At 62.0% G+C, this 11,724-nt stretch carries 9 protein-coding genes; 7 read left to right on the forward strand and 2 right to left on the reverse strand.

All coding sequences use genetic code 11. The features are described 5' to 3' along the window. The first annotated feature begins 105 nt into the window (after nt 1–105). The 3 genes from F8E02_RS13100 to F8E02_RS09460 all read left to right on the forward strand — a co-directional run bounded on the left by F8E02_RS13100 (nt 106) and on the right by F8E02_RS09460 (nt 3,774). Nucleotides 106–234: a symporter small accessory protein gene (locus F8E02_RS13100; RefSeq protein WP_394357928.1), complete on the forward strand. Its 129-nt coding sequence runs from the start codon at nt 106–108 to the stop codon at nt 232–234. Continuing rightward, nucleotides 224–1,801 carry a sodium:solute symporter family protein gene (locus F8E02_RS09455; protein ID WP_317065285.1) on the forward strand — a complete coding sequence of 526 codons (1,578 nt, stop codon included), beginning with the start codon at nt 224–226 and terminating at the stop codon, nt 1,799–1,801. The genes F8E02_RS13100 and F8E02_RS09455 overlap by 11 nt, the downstream gene beginning before the upstream one ends. Before the next feature lie 197 nt (nt 1,802–1,998). After that, the gene (locus tag F8E02_RS09460) at nt 1,999–3,774 is read left to right on the forward strand and encodes a PAS domain S-box protein (RefSeq protein WP_317065286.1); all 1,776 of its coding nucleotides are present in this window, start codon (nt 1,999–2,001) and stop codon (nt 3,772–3,774) included. Between the two features lie 12 nt (nt 3,775–3,786). On the opposite strand, the gene F8E02_RS09465 is transcribed toward F8E02_RS09460, so the two are convergent. Further along, on the reverse strand, nt 3,787–5,496 hold the full coding sequence (locus F8E02_RS09465; protein ID WP_317065287.1) for a solute carrier family 23 protein: 1,710 nt from the start codon (nt 5,494–5,496) through the stop codon (nt 3,787–3,789). A 245-nt stretch (nt 5,497–5,741) separates the two neighbouring features. Between F8E02_RS09465 and F8E02_RS09470 the strand changes: the two genes are divergently transcribed. After that, a complete protein-coding gene (locus F8E02_RS09470) occupies nt 5,742–6,608 on the forward strand; it encodes a PhzF family phenazine biosynthesis protein (protein ID WP_317065288.1) in 867 nt (288 codons plus the stop codon). On the opposite strand, the gene F8E02_RS09475 is transcribed toward F8E02_RS09470, so the two are convergent. After that, a complete protein-coding gene (locus F8E02_RS09475) occupies nt 6,577–7,494 on the reverse strand; it encodes a PhzF family phenazine biosynthesis protein (protein WP_317065289.1) in 918 nt (305 codons plus the stop codon). The two genes, F8E02_RS09470 and F8E02_RS09475, sit on opposite strands and share 32 nt — an antisense overlap. Before the next feature lie 322 nt (nt 7,495–7,816). Between F8E02_RS09475 and F8E02_RS09480 the strand changes: the two genes are divergently transcribed. From F8E02_RS09480 to F8E02_RS09490, 3 genes are read left to right on the forward strand one after another with little or no spacing between them, the layout of a single operon-like run. Continuing rightward, nucleotides 7,817–9,733, forward strand: a complete 1,917-nt coding sequence (locus F8E02_RS09480) for an ATP-binding protein (protein ID WP_317065290.1) — start codon at nt 7,817–7,819, stop codon at nt 9,731–9,733. Further along, on the forward strand, nt 9,730–10,116 hold the full coding sequence (locus F8E02_RS09485; protein WP_317065291.1) for a response regulator: 387 nt from the start codon (nt 9,730–9,732) through the stop codon (nt 10,114–10,116). Before F8E02_RS09480 ends, F8E02_RS09485 begins: the two co-directional genes overlap by 4 nt. Further along, nucleotides 10,116–11,669 (forward strand): ATP-binding response regulator, encoded by a 1,554-nt coding sequence (locus F8E02_RS09490; protein ID WP_317065292.1) that lies wholly within the window; start codon nt 10,116–10,118, stop codon nt 11,667–11,669. The genes F8E02_RS09485 and F8E02_RS09490 overlap by 1 nt, the downstream gene beginning before the upstream one ends. The last annotated feature ends 55 nt before the right edge of the window (nt 11,670–11,724 follow it).

The raw sequence follows: 11,724 nt of genomic DNA on the forward strand, positions 1-11,724 counted from the left end.
GACTGTGCAGAGCGTATTTTTCTTTATATTTAGTTAGGGAACCGGCCGTTTTGCCGCGTTCCCGTGTAATGTAACGGTTTTCACGTTACCGATAGGTGGTTTGTCATGTTTGGAATTACTGATCCCTCGATCTGGTTTGGCTATCTGCTTGCGCTCGGATTTACGCTCGCATGCTTAGTGTACGGTCTTTTGAACTGGAATAACGGCGTGGAGGAACAACGGGATGGCAGTTGATACCGGGCTCTTCATCGCGATAACGCTCGTTTATCTCCTCATCACCATCGGCCTCGGCTATCTCGGCTACCGGCAGACGAAAGGCGACGACGACTACATGGTTGCCGGCAGGAAAGTCCACCCCGTCGTTCTTGCCCTCTCTTATGGCGCGACGTTCATCAGCACATCCGCCATCATCGGTTTCGGCGGGGTTGCGGCCCAGCTCGGGATGGGCATGATCTGGCTGACCGTCCTCAACATCGGGCTCGGAATCTTCATCGCATTCATCTTCTTCGGGAAGCGGACCCGCAGTATCGGGAGCAGGCTCCGTGCCGTGACCTTCCCCGACCTGATGGGGAAATGTTACCAGTCGCCGTTCATGCGGTATACCGCAGGGCTCGTCATCCTCATCAGCATGCCGCTGTATACGGCCGCGATCCTGATCGGCGGGGCCCAGTTCATCACGAGCACGCTGCAGATCCCCTATACCACCGCGCTCATCGCATTTGCCGCGATCGTCGCCCTGTACGTGATCCTGGGCGGGCTCATCGCCGTCATGTACACGGACGCGCTCCAGGGCGGGATCATGCTCGTCGGCATGACCATCCTTCTCGTGCTCACCTACGTCCAGCTCGGCGGCGTCGTCGAGGCGAACAGCGCCCTTGCCGCGATGTCGGACCTCGTTCCGGGCGCGCTTGAAGCCGGAGGGATGACCGGATGGGCCTCTATGCCGGAGTTCGGTTCCTCCATCTGGCTCACGCTGGTGACGACGCTCGTTCTCGGTGTCGGAATCGGCGTGCTGGCGCAGCCCCAGCTCGTCGTCCGGTTCATGACCGTCAAGGACAACAGGTCGCTGAACCGTGCGGTCCTGGTCGGCGGGCCGTTCATCCTGATGATGACCGGAGTCGCCTTCACGGTCGGCGCGCTGACGAACGTCTACTTCTACCGGACCGAAGGAGTGATCGCCCTTCAGGCGGCCACCGGCGGCAACATCGACACGATCTTCCCGAACTTCATCAACGCCTCGATGCCGGACCTCTTCGTCGTCATCTTCATGCTGGCGCTCCTTGCTGCCGCGATGTCCACCCTGAGCTCCCTCTTCCACACCATGGGAACGTCGCTCGGCTTCGATGTCGTGCGGCGCACCGGAGCGGAGAGACCGTCGATGAGGCTGATCCAGGTTGCGACCCTCGTCATGATCGTCATCAGTGTCGTCCTCGCCTTCATCATGCCCGGCAGCATCATCGCACGGGCGACGGCGATGTTCATGGGTCTCTGCGCATCGGCGTTCCTGCCGGCCTACGCTCACGCCATGTACAGCAGCAGGCCGTCGCTCCGCGCGGCAAAGATGAGTCTCGTCGCCGGTGCGGCAGTCTGGTTCGCATGGACCGCCTTTGTCCATATCAAGGAGTCGGAGCCCCTCGGCCTCTCGAACCTCCTCTTCGGGGTGCCGGCGATCCTCCCCATGCCCTGGCAGGTCGTGGACCCTCTGGTCATCGCCCTCCCCCTCTCGGCAGCCGCGCTGGCGGTCGGGTGGGCGCTCGACCGCCACGACGTGGTTGCGGAAGGGCCGGCCGAGGCCGCCTGACGGCCTTCCCTCTCATAAAAACCCCCTTTTTCGGGCGCGCATCAGTCACGCCGCCGGCGTCTCGAAGAGAACTCCTGCAGGTGTGCGGGTGAGCATTCCTATACGGGTCTGCCCGTTCGGCCGGCGAGCTCCCCGACTCCGACGGTTACTATAAAGCAACTCCGATCCTATTCTGAACCCTGTGGGAGGGGGCATCCATGGCACCATTGAGCGAAACTGGCCGCGTATTCATCATCGGGCTCCTGCTTGGCGTATCGGTCTTTCTGACCTACTACTTCCATGCAGTGCTCTCGATAGGCGCCGTCTTCTCCCATTTCTTCTACATACCCATCATCCTCGCCGCGCTCTGGTGGGGGAGAAAGGGTATCGGCGTGGCGTTCTTTCTCGGCGGGCTCATCATGGCAAGCCACTTCTTTTTCAGAACCGACGCGGGGACCGTCAACGACTACGGGCGGGTGCTGATGTTCGTCGTGGTTGCATTCGTCATCGCCTCGCTCTCCGAGCAGTTGAAGAGGCGACAGAAGGACGTCGAGAACGAGCGTGACCGGGCCCAGGGCTATCTGGACGTGGCCGCCGTCCTCCTCGTCGTCATCAACGCGGACCAGACCGTCGGCCTCATCAACCGCCGCGGATGCGAGTTCCTGGGATACCGGGAGGACGAAGTGGTCGGGAAGAACTGGTTCGATCTGGCGATCCCGGAACGCAACAGGGAGGAAGCCCGGCGGGCGTTCATCCGCCTGATCTCCGGGAGTCCCACGGCACCCGGGACGGACGAGAACCTCGTAGTGACGAGGAACGGCGATGAGCGCACGCTCATCTGGAAAGAGGCCGTCCTGCGCGACGCCGATGGTCGCGCCACCGGGATTCTCGGGTCGGGGAAGGACATCACCGACCGGATTCGGGCTGAGGAGGCGCTCCGGAGGAGCGAGGCGCAGCTCCGCGCGATCATCGAGAACCTGAACGAGGGACTGGTCGTTCTTGACCTCGACGGCAACCCGCTCTACTGGAACCGTGCCGCCCAGGAGCTCTACCGTCTCTCCGATCCTGGAGAGATCCCTGGAAGTGCGACTGAGCTCAGCAAGATCTTTGAGTTCACGACAGTAGACGGCGTCCCGTTGCCGGCGAAGGAGCGACCGCTCTCGCGGATCCTGAGCGGAGAGCAGATCCGGGATATGGAAGTGCGTATCCGGCGCATCGGGGACGAATGGGAACGCATGTTCTGTTTCGGCGGCACGCTCGTCAGCGATGCAGAGGGCACCCCGTTCATGGCCGTGATCACGTTCACCGATATCACCGAGCGCAAAGAGGCACAAGAAGCCATCCTCTCTGCGAACGAGGAGGCGAACCTCTACCTGGACATCATGGCGCACGACATCAACAACGCCAACACCGTGGCGCTTGGATACAGCGAGATCCTCGGCGAAGATCTGGAGGGAAAGAACCGGGAGATCGCGCAGATGGTTCGCTCGTCGATCCTCCGGAGCATCGGGATCATCCGGAACGTCTCGACGATCCGGCGCCTCCGCTCGCCGAACCCTGTGTTGAAGCCTGTCGATCTCGACGCAGCGATCCAGGCCGAAATACGGCAGCACCCCGAGACCGTCATCAGATACAGCGGCCGGCCGATCCGTGTCAGAGCCGACGATCTCCTTCCCACTGTCTTTGCAAACCTCATCGGCAACAGCATCAAGTTCGGGGAGCCCGGTGTCGTGGTCACGGTCCGGGTCGAGGAGCAGAACGGCGGGGTGCTGGTCTCTGTCGAGGACACCGGCCCCGGCATACCCGATGCCATGAAGCCCGCCCTCTTCTCCCGGTTCCAGAAGGGCACGAGTTCAAGGAGCGGCAAGGGCCTCGGCCTTTATATCGTCCGGATGCTTATCGAGCGATATGGAGGAAGCATCCGGATGGAGGACCGGGTACCCGGAAGGCCGGAGGAAGGAGCGGCCTTCCGGTTCACGTTGGAGAAGGCCTGAGCCCGGTCGGGCTCAGTGCTCGAAGTGCAGCCTGACCCGGCACTCGCCGCCCCGCCCATCCGTGCGCACGCTGTCGGCGTACTGCCGGATCAGGAGGACGGGGAGGCGGGCAAGGTCCCCCTCATCGTCGGACTGACCGCCGGCAGCAGAGGGGCCGGGCTCGAGGTCGAGCGGTCTTCCCCGATAGCGGGCGTCGATCGAGAGCGCCTCTTCGGTGAACTTCACGTCCACCTGCACCGGACCGTCCGCGGCATCGACGATGGTGATCAGTTCCATCAGTTCGTTCACGGCGGACTCGGCCCGGCGGATCACCTCGGGCCGGGCACCCCAGGCGCCGCCGACCCGCTCGAAGAACGAGAATATGGCGTTGGGGAATCCGGTCCCGGGTTCGAGGACCAGCGACTGCCGCTCCGCGATCCCGATCCTGAAGATCAGGTTGACGACGAGTGCCGTCACCGTCGCGACGGAGAGCGAGGAGGCAAAGACGGGCTGGACGAGCGGGTGCATCCCTGCGGTGAAATCCGGGATCATCCCCGCCCCGAGGCCGAAGATGAACGAGAGCCCGACGACGAAGGTCCTGCGGGCATCAAGCATCCTTGAGGTGATGATCCGCAGCCCCGTGACGATGATGAAGGTGACGGCGAAGATGACGACCGACCCCATCACCGGTTGCGGCATGATGACGAACGCCGCGGCCAGTTTTGGGACGAAGACGAGGACGAGAAGGATCGCCGCAACGACGTAGGCAATCGCCCTGCTCGCCGCTGCCGTCCCGATGGAGAGCCCGACGTTGCTTGAGGAGGTCGCCTGCCCCATCCCGCCGAGGAGTCCCGCGACCACGGCGGAGAGGCCGTCGGCGAGGATTCCGCCGCTGATGTTCTTCATATCGGGCCGTTTCCACCCGGTATCGTTGATCTTCTGGCAGGTGGTCAGGTCGCCGATGGTCTTGAAGGTCGAGGAGATGACGACGACGATGAACGGGAGGAGGAGCGCAGCATCAAACGACCATCCCGGGTGGCGGATCTCGGGGAACGCAAAGAGCGGCGCATCGACGAACCGGGCGATCGCATCGGGACCGAGAACGCCCGTCGCCGCGGCGGCGACGTATCCCACCACCATCCCGACGAGGACCGAGTAGAGCCGGAGGCTCCCTCTGCCCCAGACGCTCGCAGCGACCATGGTGCCGAGGGTGACAGCGGCGACGAAGAGCTCGGCCGGCTCCGTGAAGGGATCGCCGGTCCCGGTGCCGAGGAGGTTCTGGACCGCGATGGGTATGACCGCGATCCCGACCATCGTGACGACCACGCCGGTGACTTCGGTCGGGAAGAGGAACCGGAGGCGGTGAAGGAACCGTGAGAAGAGGGCTTCGGCTGCACCGGCGACGGCCGTCATGCCGTAGAGCAGGGAGAGCCCGCCGGTCTGCATGGCAAGAAGGGATGCGGAGATGTAGGACGGGCCGCAGACCGCCGGACAGAGGTAGCCCGAACCGATCCCCTTCCTGTTGATCGTCTGCAGCACCGTTCCGATACTCCCGGCGAGCATCGACATCGTGACGATGAATGCTGCGTCTTCGGCGGTGCCCCCGACCGCCCTGATGATGACGACCGGGAAGACGAGCGCGCTCGTAACGAGGAAGATGTGCTGGAGACCGAGGAGGAGGAGGGTTACGGTCGGGGGCGTCTCGTCCACGCCGTAGATCAGGTCGGGCGGTTTTGTCGGCATGGCTGTCCTGTTGTCTCGGCTGAACCGGCGTCTCGTCCCACTCGAATCGATGAAACGCCTGTTTTATCAACAATCTCTGTTCCGGGTGGAGAAAAGACTTCTGAATACGATTTTCTCGTCCCGGTGCGCCTCCGGGCCGGAACCGGTGCCGTCCGGAACAGTCCTGACGGTACAGGAGCTCAAACGAGAAGCGCAAGCGCTATCCTCCCGGAGAGCGGATTGTCTGCAGACAGGTGTTCACAGCCATGCATTACCGTATCGTCGACGTCTTCGCAGAGAATAAGTATGCCGGCAACCCGCTCGCCGTGGTGCTGGATGCCGGAGGGCTCTCCGATGCGGCCATGCAGGCGATCGCGCGGGAGATGCACCTTTCCGAGACCGCATTCGTCAGGTCGGCTGGAGGGGAGGAACACGCCTATGACGTGCGCATCTTCACGCCGGAGCGCGAAGTCCCTTTCGCCGGGCACCCGACGCTCGGTACGGCCTACGTGATCCGGGAGGAGGTCCTGCAGGAGCCCGTTCCCGAGGTCCGGCTGAACCTCGCGGCAGGAGAGATCCCCGTCTCGTTTACCCCTGACGGGCTCCTCTGGATGCGGCAGAACCCGCCGGCCTTCATGGGAGAGCTTCCTGCCGATACCCTCGCAGGGGTCCTCTCCCTCCCGGAGGAGGCGATCGATCTCCGGTTCCCGGTAGAAGAGGTCTCCACCGGGCTCCCGTTCATCATCGTCCCGGTGAGGAGCCGGGAAGCCGTGCGGCGGGCGAAGATCGACCGCGATGCCTATGAGGCGCTCATCCGGACGACGGCGGCAAAAGCCGTCTTCGTCTTCTGCCCGGAACCTTACCGGCCGGAGAACACGTTCAACGCACGGATGTTTGCCGATCACTTCGGCGTCCCGGAGGACCCGGCAACAGGCAGCGCAAACGGGTGTCTCGCCGGATACCTCCTCCGGCATGGGTATTTCCCGGGCGACTCGCTCAGCATCCGCGTGGAGCAGGGCTGCGAGATAGGCCGCCCGTCCCTGATCTACTGCCGGGCAGAGCGGCGCGAGGAGTCCATCGCGGTGCAGGTCGGCGGCCGGGTCATTCCGGTTGCCCGCGGAGAACTCCTGTAGAGAGGACGTAACTCCCGTCGATCCGCACCTGCCCCCGCCCGCCGAACATGAGCCCGCCGTCTTCCGGGCGGAGCAGGCGGACGATGTTCGGATCTTCCCGGTCGGGCCCCTGCTCGATGACGAGCGACCGATCGGTCCATAGGTTCTCCCGGACAAGGAAGTTCCCGAGGGCGGCGTTCCCCGAGCCGGTCGCCGGGTCTTCCAGGTACCCGAACGTCGGGGCGAAGACCCGGCTGTGCAGGTCGTGCTCCGCATACTCCGTCTCGTGGGTGTAGATGACGACCACGTCGACGGCGTGGGCGAAGGCGAACGCGCGGAGCGCCGTGTAGTCGGGAGAACACCGGATACAGGCGTCGAGCGAGACGAGGGGGACGAGAAGCGTATCGAGGCCGGCGTTCACGACACCGATAGGTATACCGGGATCGATCTCCGGGAGCTCGAGGCCGAGAGCGGCGGCGGTCTCTGCGGCGCCCGGACATGCACTGGAGAACTCCGGCTCGGGAGCCCGGATGTACACCATACCGTCCACGGTTGTCCGGTTCAGGACTTTGACGACGCCTTTGTTCGTCTGGAGGAGCAGGCTCTCCCGGTTCCGGAACCGGTCGTCGTTTCGCACCAGGTCGTCCATGATGGCTATCGTCGCGTGGCCGCAGAACTCGACCTCCCGCTCGCAGGAGAAGTATCGTATCGAGAGATCGCACACGCCCGGCGTGCCGTCGCGAAGAAAACCGACTTCCGAGACGAAACCCTTCAGTTCGCGGGCAATCTGCTGCATATCCCCATCGGTGATCTCATCGTCCGGAAAGAGAGCGATATACCCTGCAGGGTTCCCGGACGATCGCCCGGATGCAAAAGCATCGATCTTCTTGAATCGGTAGCGTTTCACGTATTCACTCCTATCGATGACGGCCCTTCCGTCGCCGCGCGAGAACCGTCTTCCCGGGCAGGCTTCGGGCTCTCATCCGTTTATATCCGGCGCAGATGCCGGAACCGGCGCTGACCGTCCATCCAGCGTTTATACGGCCGCGGAGGGGAAGAATTTTGCCGTGTAATCCGCCGGCGTCGCCTGCAGGACGACAGGGGAGAAGGGATCACGTTCGGATCCGAACGTGCCGCCGGAGTCACGCTTCTTTTCTGTCGGATCGTATCTCCCGGTGCCCGGACGAAAAACGAAATCTTATCTCTGTCCAGAAGAAGTATCCCTATCGATGAAACTCCGGTCGCGGGTTCTGCTCCTGTACCTGTGCATCGCACTGCTGGTACTGGTTCTCATCGGCGGAGTGCTCCCCTCGACCCTGCACGCACAGAACCTCGACACCGTCTCCGGAGATGCCATCGGTCAGCTCCGGCACATCGACTTTGCCCTCTCCAGCTTCATCAATGAAGCCGGACACGATGTCCTTGAGCTCTCGCTCAACAAGGGAGTGCGCACCCCCGACGCCGCCGATTTTACGAATTTTCTGAACGCCTCCGAGGAGGACTTCAGGTATTCCGGCAGCGCTCAGGAGCAGGAGATCATCGAGATCCTGAGAGGATACCAGACGTCGCACCCTTACGTCAGTTCGGTCTACATGGGCCGGGAGAACGGGGCTTTTATCAGGTCGTATCCGCGGGCGCGGCCCACGCCCTACGACCCCCGCGAGAGGCCGTGGTATATCCTCGCAAAAGATCACCCGGGGCAGGTCTCCGTGACGGACCCCTATCCGGCAGTCACTACGGACGATGTGAATATCGGGATCGTTACCCCGCTTCTGGACGAGAGCGGAACCATATACGGGGTGGTCGGTGCCGATATCACGCTGGTAGACCTGACCCGCTATATCTCGACGGTCGGCAGCGTGGGTGACGGGGAGATGATACTCACGGACCAGAGAGGCACGATCCTCGCCACCCGGGATTCTGCCAGGTTGTTTGGCAATATCGGTGAGACCCTCGGAGACCAGACAACAACTTTTCTCACCGCGGACGAGGGCGTCCTGGTCCTCAACGGCACTTACCTGATGTATTATACCTCTCCGGAACTCGGGTGGAAGATCGGAGTCTTCGTGCCGTTCAGCACCATCGAGCAGGAGATCAACGACTCCATCGCACGCATCCTCCTCTTCGTGCTGCTGGCCCTCGTCCTGCTCAGCGCGATCACCACCGTCGTCCTCGACCAGACCGTTATCCGGCCGCTCTCCCGCTTAACGGACGTGAGCCGGAAGATTGCCGAGACCGGGGACCTCGACCAGACCCTGGAGACGGGCGGCTCCGGGGAGATCGGGGTCCTTTCCCGGTCGTTTGAAGCAATGGTCGAGAAGATCCGTGCCGAAGAACAGGCCAAAGAACAGGCGCTTGCCGAGCTCGAAGACCACCGCGACCATCTCGAGGAGACCGTCGCCGAGCGCACCCGTGAACTTGCGGAGGCAAAAGAGGCGGCGGAATCCGCCGACCAGCTCAAGTCGGTATTTCTCGCCACCATGTCGCACGAGCTGCGGACCCCGCTCAACTCCATCATCGGATTCTCGGGGATCCTCCTCCAGGGTCTGGCAGGCCCGCTGAACGAAGAGCAGAAGAAACAGCTGGGCATGGTCTCTGAGAGTGCCGGGCACCTGCTCGCCCTGATCAACGATGTCCTCGACCTCTCGAAGATCGAGGCCGGGCAGCTGCAGCTTGCCGATGAGCCGTTCGACCTTGCAGCGTCGATTGAAATGGCGGTCCGGGCCGTCAGGCCGGCTGCGGAGGAGAAGAACCTCACGCTCCAGGTCGAGGTCGCACCGGAGGCGGGATGGATGAGAGGCGACTCCCGGCGCATGGAGCAGGTCCTCCTGAACCTGCTCAGCAACGCCGTCAAGTTCACCGAGCAGGGCCGGATCGGGGTCGTGTGCATGCTGGAGGGAGACCGGATCGTGATCCGGGTCGCCGATACGGGTATCGGGATCCGGCAGGAGGATCAGGAGAAACTCTTCAGGCCGTTCACCCAGCTTGAGACCGGCCTCGCGCGGCAGTATGAGGGTACTGGACTCGGGCTCTCGATATCAAAGAGACTCGTGGAGATGATGGGGGGGACCGTGGACGTGAAGAGCGAATACGGCAAAGGCAGCACATTCAGTGTGGCCGTGCCGGTTGGGAGGAAGACTGTATGAAAACAATTCTCTACATCGAGGACAATGACCAGAACTTCTACCTCGTCAGCTTCATTCTGGGCACGAAAGGTCATGAAGTGATCCGGGCGCGGGACGGCAGGGAGGGCATCGATCTGGCCGTCGCGATGAGGCCCGATCTCATCCTGCTCGATATCCAGCTGCCGGTAATGGACGGATATGCAACGGCACGCGAGTTAACGAAGTGTCCCGGACCGGCCGGTACGCCCATTGTCGCCCTGACCTCCTATGCCATGGCCGGCGACCGGGAGAAAGCGCTCGCTGCGGGATGCACCGGGTACATCGAAAAGCCGATAAACCCGAAGACATTCACCGAACAGATCGAAGATTACCTGACTGCCGGTACGGCCGGGAGACATGACTGATGGCAAGAATCCTGATAGCCGACGATCTCCAGCCGAATCGCTACCTGCTGGAGTCGACCCTGAAGGGGTACGGCTTCGAGGTGACCGTAACGCAGAACGGAGCAGAAGCGCTGGATGCCGCACGCAGCAATCCACCGGATCTCATCATCACCGACATCCTGATGCCGGTCATGGATGGTTTCGAGCTCTGTCGCCGGTGGAAGGCCGACGAGCGGCTGAGGTCCGTGCCGTTCATCTTCTATACCGCAACCTATACCGACCGGAAGGACGAACTGTTCGCGAGAAGCCTCGGGGCCGAGCGGTTCATCGTCAAACCGCAGAGGCCTGAAGAGTTGGTACAGGCCGTGCGTGAAGTCCTCGAAGAGAACCGGAAGTCTTTGTCGACCCGGGAGCCTGCCGTCGACGAGACGGAGATCCTCCGGCAGTACAGCGAGGTGCTGTTTCGCAAACTCGAGAAGAAGGTAGCGCAGCTGGAGGCCGATATCGCCGAGCGCAGAAAGATAGAGGCGGCATTATCGGAGAGCGAGAAGTTCCTCAACGCCATCGTGGAAAACCTCCCCGTCATGCTCTCCGTCAGGGATGCGCGGGACCTGCAGCTGGTGAGGCTCAACAGAGCAGGCGAAGACCTGCTTGGGTATGCCCGGGAAGAAGTATACGGAAAGACCGATCGCGATCTCTTTCCCAAGATCATGGCGGACCGTTATATCGGGACGGATCGGAACGTCCTGAGAGAGAGACATATCCTTGAGATCCCGCGGGAGACGATCCGGACGAAGAAGAATGGGGAACGGATTCTTCATACGAGAAAGATCCCGATCTGCGACGAGGAAGGAGAGCCGAAGTACCTGCTTGAGATATCGGAGGATATCACCGAACAGGTTGCAGTAGAGGAGGCGCTGAACCGTGCTACAAGGAAGCTGAGCCTCCTGAACGGTATCACGTTCGATGAGATCCAGAGTGCGGTGTTCTCGCTCTCCGGGTATCTCCAGCTGGAGAAGGAGTCGGGAACCGATGCACAGCGGGAGCAGTATCGGGAAAAACAGGCCGCCATCGTGCAGATACTTCAAAATTCGCTTGATTTCTCCAGGAACTATCAGAATCTCGGACTGAAGCCTCCGGCCTGGCAGAATGTGATGCATGCATTCCTCTACGCAATATCCCACCTCTGCATGCTCGAGATGTCGCGCGATCTCAGGGTCGAAGGGCTGGAGATCTATGCCGACCCGCTCCTTGAGAAGGTCTTCTTTGCGCTGGTGGAGAACGTCGTCCGGCATGGGGAGAAGGCAACGCGGATCAGCCTGGAGCACCATGAGACCGATGATGGGCTGATCCTCATCTTTGAGGACGACGGGTCCGGAATACCGGTGCATATGAAAGAGAAGATATTTGAGAGGAGGTGTAAGGACAAGCCCGGCATGGGTCTCTTCCTTGCCCGCGAGATCCTCTCGATCACCGGCATAACAATCCGGGAAACCGGCGAGTCGATGAAAGGAGCACGGTTCGAGATGCTGGTGCCGAGAGGGGCATACCGCTTCGTGGGGAATGCGGAATAACCGCAACCCTGTCTTGATATCGGCCTGCGTCCCGGTGGGCGATCGACTCGTACAC

This window comes from Methanoculleus caldifontis, from assembly GCF_032842345.1.
GTDB lineage: Archaea > Halobacteriota > Methanomicrobia > Methanomicrobiales > Methanoculleaceae > Methanoculleus > Methanoculleus caldifontis.